The organism is Sphingobacterium sp., assembly GCF_032065005.1.
In the GTDB taxonomy this organism is placed as follows: domain Bacteria; phylum Bacteroidota; class Bacteroidia; order Sphingobacteriales; family Sphingobacteriaceae; genus Sphingobacterium.
Genome location: NZ_DAMBMM010000007.1, coordinates 36,246 through 56,646, shown reverse-complemented (window position 1 = coordinate 56,646; position 20,401 = coordinate 36,246). Strand labels below are relative to the sequence as shown.

Sequence of the window (20,401 nt, the reverse complement as noted above, 5' to 3'; positions counted from 1 at the left end):
TGATCCTGGAAGGAAATATCAATTCAAGCAAAAAGAAAAACGCATACAGCAAAGGGTTCTAGCCTGAATTCACTCAATTTGGATATCCAATATGGATCCAGAAGAATTTGATAGCCATTATAAGAAAACAATGAAAAGGGTGAACAATTTTGTGCTGAATGCCTGCTTTATTATTACCTGTCCATTATTCCTTCATTCGTGTAACAACACTGAGGGGGAAGTGGAAGAAGTAAAAGCACTGAAGGCCAATTTTTCATTTGAAATAGATAAGGATGCGAAGATTTCGGTCCATTTCAATAATGAATCCCAAAATTATAGCTCCTTATCGTGGGACTTTGGCGACAAAACCGGAAAATCAAGTGAGGAAAACCCAACCTATACCTACAAAACTGCTGGAATCTATAAGGTAACACTTACCATTCCCAATGCCGAAGGAGAAACCGACAAGAAAACCATCGATGTCAATAGCTCTTCAGGCACTTCCAACAGCCGTGTATCTGGCCAACCTGTACCTTTTGGTGATATAGGTACAGAGTGGAAACAGATATTCTATGATGACTTTACGAAGGATGGCAAAATAGGATCATGGGGAGACGCCACTGATCCAGAAAAAATCGTTTACGTAGGTAAACAGGGCCAGCAATGTCGTGCCTATCCGAAAAGATATTCAGATACCAAAGAGAATAACCCGTATCGATCCAATTCGGTTCTATATGTGGAAGATACTGCAATGATTTTTCATTTACATCGCGTAGACGCTGAGCCGGCAGGAGCCAATCCTTCACCCGTTTTAAAAGATAGAGATCAGTCACAACTTTATGGTCCCTATACCACCCAATTTAAAGTGGATAAACCCAATTTGGAAGAATATTATGTTGCATGGCAATTGCAAACCGAATCTAGCCAAAACGCAATGGCGTTTCAGGTAGGTCGATTGTCGATTGGATTGCCCAAAATAGATATAATGCTAGTTAATTAATTAAGTTTCATCAATGCTCGCAGGAAAGCCTGACTGTTTTTGAACAGTTGGGCTTTTGTTTTTTTTAGGCTAATTTTTGCCCTGCAAATGACCAGATTTTTAGCATTGATTTTCCTGCGTTTATAGGGGTTTTATTCGAGACTCATTCGAGACACATTCGGGAAATGCTCAGGTTCGATAGCAGAATGAATCGAGGCAGTTCGGCCGTGCTGAGATGATTCCCGAATATGGGTAAAACAAGGTCCAAATGGAAAGCTTTATGCCCAATATGTTGTTGTGAACATGCTGGGATTGAAGGTTGGTTTTTTAGTTATTCATTATTAGTAGGTTATGTCTGCTGGTGCCTGCATGTTCTCCGTGGAACATCTTGTGTGGTCCTGCAGCAATTGGTCTAAATATTAGAAAAGGGATTAAAAGCTATGATAGACTTATACGGAGAACCAAAAAAATTAGCGGTTTAGCCCTTTTATATCTAAGGATAATTTTTCCTATCTTTCTTAAAAAATCAATTATGAGCCAATCCACTACCCTAATCATTGGAACTGGCCTTTCGGGTTTAGTTGCGGCCTATGAGATCACTAAAGCCGGCAAAAAGGTCATTATGTTGGATCAAGAGAACAGGAATAACTTGGGCGGTCAAGCATTCTGGTCTTTCGGGGGCCTGTTCTTTATCGATTCACCCGAGCAAAGAAGGCTTTCGGTAAAGGATTCCTTTGCATTGGCAAGGCAAGACTGGATGGGGAGTGCAGCATTTGATAGACCGGAGGACCATTGGCCAAGGCAATGGGCAGAGGCTTACCTGAAATTTGCCCATCAGGAGAAGTATGCCTATGTCAAGGGTTTGGGGATGCGGTTCTTCCCGATTGTGGGTTGGGCTGAAAGAGGAGATGGCCGGGCACAGGGACATGGGAATTCGGTCCCTCGATTTCATATCACCTGGGGAACAGGTCCTGGGGTAGTGAAGCCTTTTGTAGAATATGCCCTAGAAATGGAGAAGAAAGGTTTATTGGAGTTTAAGTTTAGGCATCAGGTAAACAGAATGGAGTTGGTTTCTGATGATACGATCAAGCTGTTCGGCAATCAATTGCAGGAAGATGATGCAGAAAGAGGGGAGGCAAGTAACAGAGAGGTTATCGGCTCTTTTGAGTTTGAGGTAAACAGGGTGGTTATTGCCAGTGGTGGAATCGGGGCGAATCTGGAGATGGTGAAGAAGCAATGGCCAGAGAGATTGGGTACCGCTCCGGAAAGGATGGTCTGTGGTGTGCCGGCCTATGTGGATGGCAAGATGTTGCAAGCGGCAGAAGAAGCCAACGTCCGCTTGATCAATAAGGACCGAATGTGGCATTATACGGAAGGTCTGGAGAACTGGGCGCCCATCTGGCCAAATCATGGTATCCGTATCCTTCCGGGACCTTCATCGATTTGGTTGGATGCCTATGGAAAGCGATTGCCGGCGCCATATTATCCGGGATTCGATACGCTGGGAACACTTAAACATATACAAGGTACAGGGAAAAGCTATTCCTGGTTTATATTGAACCAAAGTATTATCAAAAAGGAATTTGCCTTATCGGGATCGGAACAAAACCCAGACCTGACCAACAAGGACTATAAGCTGATCGTGAAGAGGCTCTTTGGAAAAAAAGCGACCGCGCCCGTGGAAGCATTTAAGGAGCATGGGAAGGATTTTATTGTATCAGATTCCATCGAAGAACTTGTGGAGCGCATGAACATGCTCAGTGGTGAAAACCTCTTGAAGCTGGAAGATGTGCGTGCTATGGTTGAAGCGCGGGATCTGGAATTGGACAATAAGTTCAGCAAGGATTTTCAGGTCAGCTATCTACAGAATACCCGTCGTTACTTTGGCGACAGGATCGCTCGAACGGCAAAACCCCATAAGATATTAGATCCCAATCATTACCCTTTGATTGCGGTACGGTTGAACATCCTGACCCGAAAAACCCTTGGTGGGATAGAAACCAATCTAAATGGACAGGCATTTAATCAGTCCGGAACCTGCATTCCAAACTTATTTGCGGTAGGAGAAGCCGCTGGATTTGGTGGTGGCGGGATGCATGGTTACAATTCGTTGGAAGGTACATTTTTGGGCGGTTGTATTTTCACGGGAAAGATGGTCGGGCACTATATTGCTAACTTGCCTCAGGATAGGTAAACAGAAAACTTCCTCAACAATAGTTTCTAAATATCAAGCGGAAGCCTTGATAATCAGTGGATTTTTGAGCATTTTTAAAAACAATAATCGAAATTTTGTTTAAAAACGGATGTGTTCAACTAGTTTTTCAAATATTTTAACAAAATGTTTGAAAAATGAAAAACTATTATTTAACTTTAGTCAAGCGATGAATAAAAGAGAACAGGTAAAGAGTCGGATCGAACAGGCCGCGATGGAATGTTTTGAGCGCTATGGTTTAGATAAAACCACTTTAGAAGATATTGCAAAGGCCGTTGGGCTGAATAAAACATCGTTGTATTATTATTACAAAAAGAAGGAGGACATATTTATCGAGGTTGCCCTGCGCGAAGGAGAAAAATATATCCAAACTCTACAAGAAGCTACAGCAGAGAAGACCGAGATCGAGGATTGCGTGGCCTTTTATCTGGAATCCAGGTTCAATTACTACACCCAGGTGTTGAATATGAACCGCGTTTCGGTTGAGACCTTGCACAAGCTTCTGCCTAGATTTTTTGAACTGTATGATGCCCTGATGCATCGTGAAAAGGAATTCTTGACGGCCCTTTTGGAAAAGGCCATCCAGGAGAAGAAGATCAGGATGAAAGATCCAAAGGAAGTGGCTTCCGTACTGATCAATTTCACCGATGCGCTGAAGCATAATGTTGAGCAACAAGCTATTCTCAAGAGAGAAACCAATATAGACTATACTCAGAGCCTTAAAGACATAAAGACCCTCGTGACTTTAATATTTGAAGGAATAAAATAGACTAAGCAGATCCCCAAGGTAATTGAGTTTATGGAGCTTGTTTGTAATTGTAACGAATTATAAACTAACCAAATAACCATGAGAAAAATTGCCTACATAATTTTGGTGATTTGCTTTCTTGCACCTTTTGCCGCAATTTCCCAACAGATTGTCCAAGGTGTTGTCAAAAACCAGATTACCCAAGAGCCCGCAACGGCTATTTCTATTCGCGTCAAAGATGATCGTGCAGGAACCTTTACTGACGATAAGGGCCACTTTCAACTGCGGTTGAACAAAGGCTTTCCCCTGACCCTATTGATTTCTTCCATAGGCTATGAAAAGCAGGAAGTGCTGGTCGAAAACAATCAGAGCCCTGTTTTGATTGACCTCGTCCCAACTTCTACCTTAGCCCAGGAAGTGGTGGTCTCGGCAAGCCGTTCCGTACAGACCAAACTGTCTTCTCCGGTAACCATTGAACAGATCAGTACCAAAGATGTGCAGAACTCGCCCCAGATCAACTATATGGATATGGTGCAGGGCTTACGTGGGGTGGATGTTACGGTGTCCAGCTTGGGTTTTACGTCGGTAACGACCAGGGGATTCAATACCAGTGGTAATACCAACTTTACCCAGATTGTTGACGGAATGGACAACCAGGCTCCGGGATTAAACTTCCCGTTAGGATCGGTTATCGGGCTTACGCAATTGGATGTAGACAATATCGAATTATTATCAGGAGCTTCATCGGCGCTCTATGGTTCCAGGGGGTTGAACGGAACCATGGTGATGACGGGGAAAGATCCGTTTAAGTATAAAGGCTTAAGCGTTTTGGTGACCCAAGGGGTAAACCATGTCAACAGCAAAAAGAACAATGACCCCGTATCGGCATCGCCGGTTTACGATTGGGTCATCCGATATGCCAATACCGTCAACGATAAATTTGCCTATAAGATCAATGCACAGTATTCGAAAGCAAATGATTGGGTAGCCAATGATATGCAGAACAAGAATGGACCTGGAGGTCCTGATGTGGATCCGAATTACAATGGTATCAATATGAACGGAAGTGCAACATCTACAGATATCAACCCTTTCTTATTCGCGGCGATGATGGGGAATCCGGATTTGACGCCCTTGATCGAGCCGATGTTGGCAAAGCCAAACTATGTGGCCCGTACGGGATACCCTGAATGGGGCTATCTGGACAATAATGCCAATATGTTTAAGGTGAACACGGAGCTTCGCTATAAGATTAATTCCGATTTAGAGGCCATCGCATCAGGAACCTTTGGTACTGGGAACATCGTGTATACCAATGATACCCGTTATCAGATCAATGATTTCAAGGTGGCACAGTACCGATTGGAACTGAAGAGTGAAGATTGGTTCGTGAGGGCCTATACCACCCGTGAAAATTCTGGGAATACGCTGATTGCCGGACCGACCTCGCAGTTGATCAATGAGGGTTGGAAAGTAAGTTATGATGGCAACGTAGGGGGATGGTACCCTGAATATACCGAAGCCTTGGTGACAGCATTGGCAACCGGTTCGGATATGCAAGCGGCCCATATTGCCGCTAGGCAATTCGCTGATCAAGGAAGATTGGTAGAAGGCTCTGAAGGATTTAATGCCCTGAAAAAACAGATTTCCCAAACACCGATCTCGGAGGGTGGAACACTTTTCTTGGATCGCTCAAAACTGTATAACGCGGAATTCCAGTATAATTTCAGAAAGCTGATCCCATTTTTGGATGTGATCGCCGGTGTAAACTGGAGACTGTATAGCCTGAACTCCAAAAACACCCTATTCCCTGATATGGACAAACCGATCAACGTGAAGGAATATAGTGGCTATCTATCCCTTGGGAAACGTTTGGTCGATGATCGTTTGACCCTGAATACGTCCTTCCGTTTGGATAAGAATACCCTATTCGGCAAGCCAAGGTTGACCTCGAGAGCGTCGGCGGTCTTCCAGACAGCTTATCAGAATTACCTGAGGTTCTCTTATCAGAATGCCTATAGTTTCCCTTCTAATATTCAGGCTTTGCAGAATACCATGAATGGTTATAACAGTTATTCTTCCGGTGGTTCGAACTTGTTGTTGAATGAACATTATCACTTCAACGAATTTCCGCCATATACTTTGGCGAGTGTCCAGGAATTCCAGCAAACCAATGATCCAACTGTGCTAAAGAAATTTGAGTACGATGATATCAAGCCGCAAACGGTCAATTCTTTCGAAGTTGGTTATGCTGCATTGATTGCGAAGCGTGTCATGTTTGATGTATTAGGCTATTTCTCTACCTGGGAAAACTTTATTGGCTACGCGAATGTGGTGAATAGCCCAGGTACCGATGATGTGAATGCATTTAAGGACCAAAGCAAATATGTGACCTACAACATGGCTTTCAATGGTGGTGAAACGGTGAATACCTATGGTTATGCTGCCAGTGTGAGCGTGGATCTAGGCAAGAACTTTTTGACGAAAGTGAATTACTACTCTGACTTCCTGAAGAATAAAAACAATAGCCAGATCAACAATTTCAATACGCCAAACTACCATGTCAACATGGAATTTGGAAATAGTGGATTCGGAAAGAAACAAGTTTGGTCTTTTAATACTACCTTAAGGTATAAACCAGGGTTTCATTATGCAGCAGCAGGAGGATTGGGCGAAGGCCAGATTCCATCTTCGACTGTCATCGATGCGCAGATTAGTTATAAGATCCTGAAAGCACGTTCGGGAATCCGCATCGGAGGGACCAATATTACCAACAAATACTACACTACCGGTATTGCTAACCCGAGAATCGGAGCGATGTATTACGTTAGCTATGCCTATAATATTTTTTAAGATTAACCAAAAAAACAAATCACATGAAAAGCATTTCAATAGTTGCAATCTTCTGTTTGGCCCTGTTGGTCGGCTGTAAAAACTCGGCCGATAAGACCAGTGGTTATGGAACGCAATTGAGTTTCGGCCCTGGGGAGGAAGAAAAGATCGAGGAAGCATTTCTCTCGCTAAAAGACAGTACGGAGATTTTCCTGAAAGAAGGAAACTATAAGTTCCAGAACTTGAGCATTGCTCAGGTAAACCATATCCTGATCCGCGGTGCAGGGCCGACGAAAACGAAGTTGAATTTTAAGGACCAGAAGCAAGGGGGTGAAGGGATCCGTGTTACGGATGTGACCAACTTCAAGATACAGGGCATGGAAATCAGGGATTCCAAAGGGGACCTCCTGAAGATAAACAATGGTAAGGATATCGTGGTTTCCGAGCTGCATGCGATCTGGAGTACCGCCGATTCGACCAGTGGAGGTTATGGTATCTATCCTGTGCTATGCAGCAATGTGCTGATCGAAAACTGCTATGCAGAAGGTGCCTCGGATGCGGGAATCTATGTAGGGCAGACCAAAGGTGCAATCGTAAGGAACAGCAAGGCGGCCAAAAATGTGGCCGGTTGTGAAATCGAGAACTCAACGGATGCGGAAGTCTATGATAATGAATTCTACGACAATACCGCTGGATTCTTGGTATTCGACCTTCCTGATCTGTCCCAACGTGGCGGCAGGATCAAGGCTTACAACAACAATATCCATGATAATAACTTCAGGAACTTTGCAAAAGCTGGAAGCTTCGGTACCTCCTGGGGAGTGGGAAATGCCTCACCGGGCAGCGGAGTCATTATTTTGGCCACTTCGGATGTTGAGATCTTTGATAACAAGATCACCAATAATAATAGCTCGGCCGTAACCATCGCTTCTGGATTCACCGTAGACGATAAGGCGGCAGAGAAAATCAATGATAAATATTCGCCGATCCCGACCAATATCAAGATCTATGGCAATACCATAACCATGGGGAATGAATTTCCCAAACCGGCCTATGAGCATAGGGTGGGACAGTTGATCATTGCCACTGAACAGCAAATGAATGGAATCGATCCTAACAGGAAGAACAAGAGGATCCCAGCGATTCTATATGATGGTGTGACCAGCAATATCATGACCCAAGGAACAACGCCAAATCCTGATCAGGTCTGTATCAACCAACCAGGGGAAAATATGTTTGTGAATGCTGATTTCGCCAATGTTAAAGATCCGGCGAAATGGAAACCAAACAGCAATGTTCAACCATTTGAATGTAAGTAGACATGTCTAACTTGATGAAGATATCTAGTTGTTTCTTGCTCTTGGTTTTCATGGTTCAAGCATGTCAAAACCAAGGTAAGAAACAGCAAAATACACCTACTGAATTCCAGTTTAAGGAGAAACTATCTGATTATGGTTTCTTTAAAGGAAAGCTTTCGGAATTGAATCCTAATCCTGAATTGATTTCTTATGACCTGAGCAGTGCGTTATTTTCAGATTATGCTATCAAAGATCGGTTTATCGTTTTGCCGGAAGGCAGCAAGATGAAGTATGTGGACGATGAAGAATTGGAGTTTCCAGACTCGACCATCATCATCAAGAATTTTGCCTATCGCAACAGCAATGATGAAAAGATCATGATCGAAACCAGGCTATTGGTAAAGGACCCTGCCGACCATAATTGGAAGGTGATGAATTACCTGTGGGATGAGAAACAGGATGAAGCGGTGAAATTTATCCGTGGTGTTGTCTTGCCTATCAGCCTGAAAGATGATGAGGGGAAATTGCACAAGACCAATTATATGGTGCCTAATACCAATGATTGTAAGCGCTGTCATATCAAGGACTCAAAACTATTGCCAATTGGTCCAAAAGCAAGGAACATGAATTATACCCGAGCGGGTCAGACCGAAAATCAACTGGTCTGGTTAGCGAAGGAGGGCCATCTGGAAAATTTACCGGACCTGAAGGAGGTTGAAGCTTTGCCAAATTGGTTAGATAAAGCGAATTTCAGCCTTGAGAAGCGCGCTAGGGCATACCTTGACATTAACTGCAGCCATTGCCACCGTAGAGGTGGGGATGCTTTCAATACGGGATTGTTCCTGGAATATACCGAAACGGATACAGTACGATTGGGCTACCATAAGGGTCCGGTTTCAGCAGGTTCTGGAGCTGGGGGCTTGGATTTTGACCTTGTGCCCGGTTCTCCAGATAAGTCTATCTTGTATTATAGGATGAACAGCACGGAACCCGGAACGGCCATGCCTGAGCTTGCGCGATCGATGATCCATACGGAAGGTGTGGAATTAATAAAAGATTGGATAAAGCATTTGTAATCAAGAACTATTAAGAAAATCAGCATAAAGAATTAGAATAATGAATGATTCAATTCTACAATTGTTTGATGTTCAGCAAGAGCATCAACAGGAGCTTCGTATGAGTTCTGCAAGCGTACGCATCGCTAAGCTGCGACGGTTGAAGGCTAATATTTTAAAGTTTGAGAACCGCATTTTTGAGGCTTTGGATGCAGACCTGCGGAAGAATGCTTTTGAGTCTGCTTTGACCGAGGTGTATTTTATCTATAGTGAAATTGATTTTGCGATCAAGCGACTTCCTTCCTGGATGAGAAAGAAGCGGAAACCCCATACATTGACCAGTTTTTTGTCGAAAAACTGGATTCAGTATGAGTCCTTGGGCACCTCTTTGATTATATCGCCTTGGAATTATCCCTTTCAACTGAGCATGAGCCCGTTGGTTTCTGCAATTGCTGCAGGCTGTTCGGTGATATTGAAACCATCGGAATATAGTCCGAGGACTTCTGAAGTTATCCGGGATCTCATCAGCGAAACTTTCCCGGAAAAGGAGGTGAAATGTGTATTGGGGGAAAAAGAACTGGCAACGGAATTACTTAAACTGCCATTCAATAAGATATTTTTCACGGGCAATCCCGAGGTTGGTAAGATTGTCATGAAAGCAGGGGCGGAACATCTTTCGAGCGTCACGCTGGAGTTGGGTGGTAAATCGCCGGTCATCATTGCGGAGGATTATGACCTCAAGGCGGCCGCCCTTAAAATTGCTTGGGGCAAGTTGATCAATGCCGGGCAAACCTGCATCGCACCAGACTACCTCTATATTCCCCTGGGGTCCATCGATGCTTTCAACCAAGCTTTTCAGGAAGCCTGTCGGGAATTGTTCTATTCAGATGGTACCCTTGATTATAAGCGTTATGCAAAGATCATCAATAGCAGGCACCAACAACGGATTGAAGGGCTCCTCGATGATGCATTGATGCGGGATGCCAAGGTATTATGGCAAGCGGAAGGCGAAGACCAACAGTCTATATCGCCAGTATTGCTCACAGATGTAGCCCAGGAAAGTAAGATCATGGAAGAGGAGATATTTGGCCCAGTGCTACCTGTCATTCCATATGATGACCTACAGGAAGTGCTAGACCATATCAACTCCAAGCCTAAACCTTTGGCGATGTATATTTTCTCTGATAGCAATTCTTTTACCGATACCTTGCTGAAACACTGCAGTTCGGGGTCTGTCTGTATCAATGATGTGCTGATCCAGGTCTCAAATCCTAATCTGCCTTTTGGAGGGGTAAACCACAGTGGTATAGGGAGCTGTCATGGATTCTATGGATTTAAGGCCTTTTCACATGAAAGAGCCATTATGAAACAAACGAAATTCTCATTTTCTAAAATGATCTATCCACCATACCAAGGTAAAGAGTCCATATTCAAGCTGTTGAAAAGATGGATGTAAAAGAGCTTGATCGTTAGTTAGTAGGTTTAATTGATTGAGGGAGTCTCCAAGCATTATTGGAGGCTTCTTTCTTTATTATAAAACCTTGGAATAGTTTCTGTTGTTCTATTCGGTGAATCTATAATACGACATCAAATGAAATCTATATTATTTATTGTTCCATTAGCGCTATTTCTAGCAAGCTGCAATAACCCAAAGCAAGAAGCCAATAATGCTACTCCGGCAGTTGATAGCGTTCAAGTTGTTCCGGAAACTTTGGATAGTACCCATGCAGATCTAACTGAGAAGGCCATAGAGCTTAAGTCCAGCTGGGATTCCATCAGTCTTCATAAAATATCTAAAATATCCGATACCATCAGTTTTGATAGTAAGGAATTTAAACAGATCGATGCAGAATTGCACAGCGACAAGCCCGGAAATATCCGTTTTAATCTGATTGTCCTGCCGGATAACAATACCGATGGTCCATTTGGGAAGGATGTTCAGTATAACTTGGATAAAAAGGGAACCTATAAATTGGTCATCGGAGAAAGCCTGATGCAGGGTGACCCTTTTGATGGTCATTATACCATAAGGTTCAAAGGGCAGTAAAAAAGAACCTAGCCTTTTGGGGTTGGCTAGGTCCAATCGATAACCTATTTATTTAGAGAAACTTTTCAGATTGTACCTTATGGTCAGGCCGTAGGTCCTTGGGTCAGCGATGATACCGGCGTATTGCCCGTAACTACCAGGTGCGGCAAGCAACTGTTCGTAATAGTTTTTGTCCGTAAGGTTGCGGCTCCAGATAGAAAGGGAGATTCCGTTCTCCGCTTTGAATCCCAATCGGGCGTTTAATAGGGCATACCCATCGATGTTCAAGTATTGGGAAGGGGAGGGACTTGATGAGAACTCGGATCTATAGAAGAGGTCAGAGCCTAAGAAGAATGAGCCTTCCAGACCAATCAAACTTCCTTTTTGGCTCAGTTCAGCGCCAAGGGAAGTCGACCATTTTGAAATGCCTGGCAATCTTCCTCCGGAAATGTCCTTAAAAGCTTCAGGGCCTCCGACTTCCTCCAATGGAACCGGGGCGTTGGTGAATTTCACATATTTCCCATCTGTATAGGCCGCAGCGGCATTGATCCTGAGGTAATTCCCTACACGCAGGCTCCCGTCCAGTTCTACCCCATTCACACTCACCTTTTCCGCATTGGCTAGATAACCTCGGTTTACGCCAGGTTCTGGCGTCTGCACCAGTGTTTGGTAATCCTTGATGTCTGTTTGATAAAGGGTCAGGTTAAGAATGGAATTTCTGCTGGGACTTGATTTCAATCCTATTTCTTTATGGTTGACGGCTTCCGGCTTTACCCTTGCGAGGTCTAGTAACACTTCGCCCTTGGCTGTAGGTAATCCACCAACATTGATGCCTACTGGCTTGTAGCTTATGGCATAGGTAGCGAAGGCATTCAGGTTTCGGTTCCACTTGTATTGTACAGATAACTGACCTGATAGATTGCCGGCGGAAGCATCGGTAACAAAAGACTGGTTGGTATAGACAGTGTTTTTGAGGGCTACTAATGCTGGATCATCAGTCTGTAGGCCTCCATAGGTCTTTCGATCGTAATTGGCTTCCTTCTTATCGTAGTTATAACGAAGGCCCGGAAGGAGATGGAGCTTTTCCGTGATTGCCCAGTCTAATTGTGAATATGCAGCCAAGCTGGTTGTTTTGATGCCGTATTTGGTCTTGATTCCGAAGTTGTCAAACAAACCCGGCGTACTCCACAGATCGCTGTTGCTGTTCTGGGCAAATCGCCAGAGTGCAGATCCAGCTTCTTCGGTATGGACCGGGTCTGTCCTCAGATCTTGATATAATCCGAATAGCCCGACCACCAAATCGATGTTTTCCCTTATTTTACCCGAATAACGAAACTCTTGGGAGTATTGATCGTGGGCCGAATTACCGGCAGAGATGGTAAACACAGGTAGGCCAATATAATCCCTGTCATTCAAAGGGACCCATTTCCAATAGCGCCAAGCTGTCGTAGAAGTTAGGGTTCCATTCCCTATTTTGATGTCTGCATTCAAGGAAATGCCGCCCAGTTCATTGTCAGCCTTAGACTGCGTATTTAGATCAACCTTTCTTTCAAAGGCATTTTGATAGGGTTGTTCATAACCCAAATCTTTGATAATAGCATTGAATTGACGATAATCTGCGCGCTGTGTTTCTACCACTCCCGCAATACCCCAACCATAACCATCAGGCTTTTGAATGCTCTTGTCGGCAGCAAGACTGATGTTGACTCTATCGTTAGGCTTATAGAGTAATTGTGCCCTCAGGCCTAAGTTATTCATGTTATTGATCGCTCGATTGGTATTGACATTGTGCAAGGTGCCATTTCTTTGGGTTCCTGAGAAGGAAATTCGGGCAGCTAATTTATTGCTGATAGGACCTGTCAGGGAGGCCTTGCCTTGCAGGAAACCATAATTTCCATAACTCAATTCAAAGTTCGCTGCGGGAGTGAATTCTGCGGGTTTTGATGTTACATTAAAAGCTCCTGAGGTGCTGTTCATACCGAAAAGGGTTCCTTGCGGCCCACGTAATACCTCTACCTGTTCTATATCGATAAAATCCAACCAAGTTGCCGCAGGTCTAGCCAGATAAACACCATCTAAATAGAATCCTACACCTGGATCAATGCCATCATTGGTCAAGCCATAGGTAGAACCCAGGCCTCGGATATTGAGTGTCGTATTTCTGGCGTTGGAAGCATAAAGCTGGACAGTGGGGGCCAATTCCTTGATCCTATTGACGTTGAATGCCGAGGCATCATCTATGGTTGCTGCATTTATGGTCGTTATCGGAATCGGGATATCCTGAATCTGTTCCTTCCGTCTCCTGGAGGTCACCACAATCTGGTCCAGTTTTTCTAGGCTCGGTTTTAAAAGGATGGTCGCAGGAGATTGGTTGACCGATATCCGTTTCTTTTGATAGCCTATCCTTGATATGATAAGCTTAAAAGGCAGTTTTTGCCCAGTAACAAAATGGAATTCACCATTTTCATCCGTTTTCACTTGGTGAGTTACGCCGTCCAACTGTAACGTCACATCCGGAATAGGTTCTCCACTGATGGAGTCCAAAACGGTACCTCTTAGGGTGGCATTGATGATCGCTTGGGGTATTTCTTGTGCTATGCTGGCGTTGTTGCTTACAAAAAAGGCAATAGCAAGGCTTAGAAAGCTAAAAGTTTTCTTAAAAATCATGAAATAAGTATTAGGGTTGATAGTTACTCCAGTTAAATAGGAGCCTTAAAAGGTTGGATTAGCGGAAATGTTTTTCCATTCCCGCTTTAATCCTATTGGGGGAAGATAGTTTCGCTACACATTCGTTCAGAATCAATGCTGAACTTACGTTGCTTATTGTTGCTGTTGTTTTTTGTTAAGGTTTTGAGGGTTGATTTCTTGCTCTTCATTATGACTGTCGTTTGTTTTACAAAACAAATGTAAAGAGTATATTTAAATAAAGTCTACTAATATTGTAGACTTTATTTAAAATAATTAATAACGTTTTGATTATTAGCTAAATAAAATTTAGATAAACTGTAAAGCGAACCTTCTTTTGGAGGAAATCGAGAGTCAGATGCACCTATTTGCAGTAGAGGTCAATGGATTAATCCAATGAATTTTATTCTTTAAAAATGGTATTCTTCCATGAAATTAAAAATTTTGCTTAAAAACTCTTTTGCTATTCAGCGAATATGAAGTAAATTACATTTTGCTAATTCACATTTTGCACTAGCTAGCCAATTTAAATAGTGAGACGTTTATTTTTTAAGATACTTGTTACCATATATGTTTTTGCACTCATTCTATTCTGTCAGGAGTCTTATGGCCAGTATGGGTTAGAATTCTCCAGCCATGAAAAGGAGCTGGATAAGCGGACGAGCCTATCGATCGGTACAGAGGAATCAATTGAGCTCGCGAAGCATACGGAGTTGACCTTTGATATTCAATTTAAACCTTATCAGCAAGATTATTTCGGATATATCTTCCGTCTCATATTGGATGAGCAACTGAACATCGATCTCATCTATGACCGTAGGCAAGATAATGGAAGGCATTTTAAATTGGTGGTAGGTGATAAATTCACGGACATCAATTTTGATATCCCCAAAAACGATCTATTCTATCATTGGACCAAAATCAAGATATTACTTGATAAGGAAAAAGGAAGTTTAGTGCTATCCACTGCAAAGAACACTTTTACCCATAAAATGGACCTTAAAGACCGATCCGCATTAAAACTGCTATTTGGTTTCAATGACTATAAATTCTTTCAGAGCTCCGACCTTCCGCCGATGCGGATCAAGGATGTACAGATATCCTGCGATGAAAAACTCTGTCATCATTGGAAACTGGACGAAATAACTGGCAATACGGCGAGGGATGATCAGGGGTCTTTAAAAGCTTTTACAAAAAATCCTTCATGGATCAAGAGGCAACGGCAAGAATGGCGACTTGAAAATGAATTTTATGTTTCCGGACAGGCCAGTGTTGCCTTTGACCACAAAAATGAGAGTGTATACATCGTATCCGAGGACTCCTTGGTTCGGACTAATCTGGGGGCTACGGTCAGTACATCATGGCCTTACCTGAATGGGCCCCTCTATATGGTCAATGGAAGCCAATCCTTGTTTGATCCAAGCTCAGGGAAGGTCCTCAATATTTCCATCGATCAAAAGCTGGTATCCGCATTTGATACCTTGACAAGGACTTGGTCCCAATCCTTCCAACATCCTGCCCACGGAACGCATTACCTATCCTTCAATAAATTTTACTCTGCAAAGGATTCCAGCATCTACATGGTGGCTGGATACGGACATTTCAGGTATAAGAGCGCCATCCACAAATACCATATTCCCAGTAATACCTGGGACAGCTTATCTTATGCTGGTGACCCTTTGTTTCCGCATTATTTAGGCGCTATGGGGGTTGATAAGGATGCCGTTTATCTATTGGGCGGTTATGGAAGTACCACGGGTGACCAGATGCTGAATCCAAAGATTTCCAATGATTTCGTCTTGATGGACATCAATTCCAAAACCTTCAAGACGCTTGGGGAAATCAAATTTCCTATTCCCGAAGCGGTATGGGCCAATTCTTTGGTCATGGATGAGGCGTCCAATACCATGTATGGACTCATGTTCCCCAGGAATAAGTTCAAGTCTTTCTTACAGCTCGTAGCGATGTCCAAAGACGGAAAGAACCTTCAGGAATTGGGGAGTACCATTCCTTTTGATTTCCACGACATCAAATCATTTGCAGATTTCTTCTATTCCAAGGCCTCCAACCGATTTGTTGCCGTCACATTGTTTTATGACAGTGCACTGAGTCAGAGCCGAGTTCGCATCTACAGTCTTTTGGCGCCAGCCCTGCCCTACCAGATCTTGGAAGGCAGTGCCAAGGCCAAATCAAACAATTGGATCTGGATAAGTGGATTGGTTATACTCGCCGGATTAGGATTACTATTCTGGCTTAAAAGAACGAATAGAAAAACTCCGGAACCCCAAAATAATCCAACCGTTGAACACAAGGAAAAAGAAGTAAGCCCAGTATTGGCCCCTATTCTAAAAGAAACAGCTCCAAAGAACAGCAAGATCGATAGGGCAACCATCAATCTCTTCCGAGGCGATATCCAGATCTTCGATCAGCAGGGCGACGAAATCACCAAGCAGTTTTCGCCGTTATTGAAAGAGCTGCTGACCATGTTTGTGGTCTATACCATTTATCGTGGCAGAGGAGTCAGTTCCGAAAAATTAATGGAAATATTCTGGTCTGATAAATCTACATCCAGCGCAACCAACAATAGATCGGTAAATATTGCCAAGATCAATGCGCTATTGGAGCAGCTGGGCGAGATGAAAATCTCCAAAAAAAGTGGCTATTGGAGTATTGAAAGCATTGAAGATGTCCATATCGACTTCTCCGATTTTATGTATCTCTTCAATAAATCTGAAAACTTAGATAGACAAGAAATAGACCGACTGCTCAAAATCCTTGAAAAAGGAGGTTTCATGTTCGATACAGATTACGAGTGGCTAGATGGTATCAAGGACGAGGTATCCATTCATGCAACCGGACTCTTATCCAGCCTGATGAAAAACTTGGACTTTGAAAAGGATTCCGAGACCATCATTGAAATTGCCAATCGAATCTTCCATTTTGATTCTGTCCACGAAGAGGCCATGGTCTACAAATGTAGAGCACTCGTACAGCGAGGTTACCACAGCCTCGCTCACCAATGTTTCGAGAACTTCTCCCAAGTTTATCAGCAATTATACGATGAATCCTATAACCGGACCTACCGGGAAATTGTATAAAGTAAAATATTAATAAAAAATAAAGCACTGAATTTCAGTGCTTTATTTTTTATTTCCAATCCATTAATGTTTTATTAATGCTTTGTTATAGTCCCCAAATTAATCTTGTTTCATAATCAATTTATAAACGATGAGACGAAAGCAAGAAACCTTTATCCTGCCTGATACCTAATCCAACTGGAGCCTTAGGTTTTAGAAACCAAAGGTCGTATCGACACCTATTTTAATACTTGATGGCGACATCAAGAGTGACTACCAATTTTCAACAAATTAAATTATGGGATTAAAAATCATCAATTCCTGCTCATCCTATTGGGGCAGGCGATTCAAACAATTATCCTGGCGATTGGCGATAGTACCAGTCTTGACGTTATCCTTAGGCACCGTATTCGGTCAGCAAAGGAATGTCAATGGTACAGTAAAATCAACCGACTCAAAACCTTTAGCAGGAGCAACCATCAAAAACACCAAGACCGGCATCAGTACCACCTCAGACTCCCAAGGTTTGTTTTCCATTGCCGTTTCTCCGGGTGATCGCTTGGTTATTTCTTATGTGGGCTACCTGGGCCAAGAAGTCCTAGTCGAGAACAATTCCAATATTCAGATCGAATTACCGAATGACAATACCACTTTGGAAGATGTCGTGGTGGTTGGATATGGTACGCAGAAAAAGGCGACCCTTACAGGAGCCGTATCCTCTGTGACCAACAAAGAGATCACGATTACCAAAAATGAAAACGTCGTAAACATGCTTACGGGCAAGCTTCCGGGGGTCCGTATCACCCAACAGACCGGACAGCCTGGAGCTTTTGAATCCAATATCGATATCCGCGGTATGGGCGAGCCCCTGATCGTGGTCGATGGTATTCCTAGAGACAAGGATTATCTATCCAGAATGGATGCCAATGAGATCGAAAGCGTATCTGTTCTGAAAGATGCATCCGCTGCGGTCTATGGGGTTCGTTCAGCGAATGGGGTATTGCTCGTTACCACCCGCAGGGGAGCCAGTGCAGACCAAGGTTTCGAAATCGGCTATTCCTATAACCGTGGTTTCCAACAGTTCCTGTATGTACCCAATACGGTCGGAGCAGCCGACTTCAGACGTTTAAGGAACGAAGAACTTTGGAGAAATTTCAATAACAACTACCCGAACAAATTACCCGCAACATGGGACGATGCCAGCATCAAAGAATATGAAGACGGGACTAAGCAATCTTCCAACTTCCTGGACGCGGCATTCGATAAAACCTCGCCGCAACAACAACATAACTTGACCGTCAATGGAGGTTCTGAAAAGGTGAATTACTTTTTCAACTTAGGTTACATGGACCAGATGGGTTCATACAAAAGCAAGAGCTTAAACTACAATCGCTATAACTTCCGCTCCAATGTAGATGTCAAGATCACGGATCGCCTAAAGGCCTCTTTGGACCTTGGTGGCTATGCCGATGAGACCAATCAGCCTAGAACAGATATGTGGGCCGTTTATAAGCAAGCTTGGCGACAAAGACCAGATATCCCGATCTTTCTGAACAATAACCCGATGTACCCGAACTTTGACATGATCGACAACGAGCATCCTGTCTCCGTAACAGATGCCGCACAAACCGGTTATAGAAAGTTCTTGAGAAAACAATTCAATAGTATCCTTTCCTTGGAATACAAAATCCCTTATGTAGATGGATTGGTCGCGAAAGGAACCTATAACTACGATTTCAAATACACAGATAATACCGATTACAAAAAATCATATCCCTTGTACAGCTACACACCAGCAGTATTGGGTCCGAATGGAGAAATCATAACTCCAGAGCGCTATGATGCCCACGAGAAAAACTCGCCATCATCCGTTCGCCGTTCTGCCTATCCAGATTCACATACCCTGATGCAGTTCTCCTTGAACTACAACAAATCCTTTGGTGCAGGACATAATGTTTCCGGATTACTGTTATTCGTCGAGGAATACAACAAATGGGATAGTTTCTACGCCCAACGCGAGATCAAGGTCAATTCCGAATACCTATTTGCTGGAGAGGCCAAAAACCAATTGGCAGATATGGAAGGTATTGGCGAACGTACCGCAAGAGGTTTTGTGGGTAAATTCAATTATGATTTCAAGGGGAAATACCTAGCTGAATTCAGTTTCCGTTATGATGGTTCTTCCAAATTCCCTAAAAATGAACGCTGGGGTTTCTTCCCGGGTGCTTCAGTGGGATGGAGGATCAGTGAGGAAAACTTTATCAAGGATAACTTCAGTTTCATAAACAACTTGAAAATCCGTGGTTCCTATGGTGTCCTAGGGGATGACCGTTCTGCTGGTAACTACCCTTCCACCTTTGTCGGATTTGCCTTGGATCCGAATAACCTGGGCTGGATCTTTGGACAGGATATTGTTAGTGGCGCCTTGCCAACTGCTATTCCTAACCCGAACCTAACCTGGTATACCTCCAAAACTGCCGATATAGGTCTAGATGTCGATCTATGGAATGGTCTGTTTGGCATGACCTTCGACTACTTCAACCGCTATCGCGATGGTCTATTGGCCACCCGCTTGGACCTGATTCCGGGAACTGTAGGAGCAAACCTGCCTCAGGAAAACCTGGAAAGCGACCGTACCTTTGGTTACGAGGTTTCCTTGACCCACCGCAATCAGATCAACGACTTCAATTATTTTGTGAATGCACAGGTTTCAACCACCAAGAGCCAATTCCAAAACAGGATCGAATCTCCTGCAGGAAACTCTTACGACCATTGGAGAAACCGCTATGCGGATCGCTACAAGGATATTTGGTGGGGTAATGAATATGTAGGGCAGTTTGGTTCTTACGAACAGATCTATAACCACCCAACCCAGGTCGGTAGTGGAACCTTGCCGGGCGATTACTATTACAAAGACTGGAATGGCGATGGTTTTGTCAATGGAAATGATGACCACCCGATTGCAACCTTCAATATGCCATTGATCAATTATGGTTTCAATATCGGTGCATCCTGGAGAGGGGCAGATCTATCGATGAACTTCCAAGGAGCAAATAAAGTCTATACCCGTTATACAGAGGTTCTTGCTGCGCCATTGCAATTCCAAGGAGGCGCCTTGACCCAGTTCTTGGACCGCTGGAGGCCGGTAGACCCTAATGCGGACCTCTTCAATCCAAACACAGAATGGATTTCAGGCTACTATCCTTCCACAGGATCCCCTATGGCCGAGGGTACCCGTGCTATCCAAGATGCTTCATACCTCAGGTTGAAAACCTTGGAACTGGGCTATACCTTCCCGAAAGAATGGTTGGAGTCCATTAAAGTGAAGAGCTTCAGACTTTATGTTAGTGGATATAATCTGATGACCTGGACGGGAATGAAATACTCAGATCCTGAACACCCTGGATCAGAAGGAGGCTCATCATCACACATGGTTGATACCTACAAATACCCATTGAACAAGACCTATAACATTGGTGCATCCATTAAATTCTAAGTTTAATTGACATT

11 protein-coding genes are annotated in these 20,401 nt (G+C 43.5%); 10 read left to right on the top strand and 1 reads right to left on the bottom strand.

Annotated features, from left to right (window positions below; genetic code table 11):
- Nucleotides 1–91 precede the first annotated feature (91 nt).
- From RT138_RS12245 to RT138_RS12210, 8 genes are all read left to right on the top strand, one after another.
- Nucleotides 92–979, top strand: a complete 888-nt coding sequence (locus RT138_RS12245; RefSeq protein ID WP_313190917.1) for a PKD domain-containing protein — start codon at nt 92–94, stop codon at nt 977–979.
- A gap of 511 nt (nt 980–1,490) precedes the next feature.
- Entirely contained in the window at nt 1,491–3,152 is a 1,662-nt protein-coding gene (locus tag RT138_RS12240) for an FAD-binding dehydrogenase (protein WP_313190916.1), read from the top strand.
- A 187-nt stretch (nt 3,153–3,339) separates the two neighbouring features.
- Entirely contained in the window at nt 3,340–3,939 is a 600-nt protein-coding gene (locus tag RT138_RS12235) for a TetR/AcrR family transcriptional regulator (RefSeq protein WP_185212838.1), read from the top strand.
- Nucleotides 3,940–4,017: 78 nt separating this feature from the next.
- Nucleotides 4,018–6,771, top strand: a complete 2,754-nt coding sequence (locus RT138_RS12230) for a carboxypeptidase-like regulatory domain-containing protein (RefSeq protein ID WP_313190915.1) — start codon at nt 4,018–4,020, stop codon at nt 6,769–6,771.
- A gap of 23 nt (nt 6,772–6,794) precedes the next feature.
- Nucleotides 6,795–8,069, top strand: a complete 1,275-nt coding sequence (locus tag RT138_RS12225; RefSeq protein ID WP_313190914.1) for a parallel beta-helix domain-containing protein — start codon at nt 6,795–6,797, stop codon at nt 8,067–8,069.
- A gap of 14 nt (nt 8,070–8,083) precedes the next feature.
- The gene (locus RT138_RS12220; protein WP_313190913.1) at nt 8,084–9,124 is read left to right on the top strand and encodes an SO2930 family diheme c-type cytochrome; all 1,041 of its coding nucleotides are present in this window, start codon (nt 8,084–8,086) and stop codon (nt 9,122–9,124) included.
- Between the two features lie 40 nt (nt 9,125–9,164).
- Nucleotides 9,165–10,559, top strand: coding sequence for an aldehyde dehydrogenase family protein (locus RT138_RS12215; RefSeq protein ID WP_313190912.1), 1,395 nt, complete (start codon nt 9,165–9,167; stop codon nt 10,557–10,559).
- Between the two features lie 135 nt (nt 10,560–10,694).
- Nucleotides 10,695–11,150: a hypothetical protein gene (locus RT138_RS12210; protein ID WP_313190911.1), complete on the top strand. Its 456-nt coding sequence runs from the start codon at nt 10,695–10,697 to the stop codon at nt 11,148–11,150.
- Between the two features lie 48 nt (nt 11,151–11,198).
- Here the strand turns inward: RT138_RS12210 and RT138_RS12205 are convergent, their stop codons facing one another.
- Nucleotides 11,199–13,796, bottom strand: a complete 2,598-nt coding sequence (locus tag RT138_RS12205) for a TonB-dependent receptor (protein WP_313190910.1) — start codon at nt 13,794–13,796, stop codon at nt 11,199–11,201.
- A gap of 551 nt (nt 13,797–14,347) precedes the next feature.
- Here RT138_RS12205 and RT138_RS12200 point away from each other — a divergent pair.
- Nucleotides 14,348–16,912 (top strand): hypothetical protein, encoded by a 2,565-nt coding sequence (locus tag RT138_RS12200; protein ID WP_313190909.1) that lies wholly within the window; start codon nt 14,348–14,350, stop codon nt 16,910–16,912.
- Between the two features lie 277 nt (nt 16,913–17,189).
- Entirely contained in the window at nt 17,190–20,387 is a 3,198-nt protein-coding gene (locus tag RT138_RS12195) for a TonB-dependent receptor (protein ID WP_313190908.1), read from the top strand.
- The last annotated feature ends 14 nt before the right edge of the window (nt 20,388–20,401 follow it).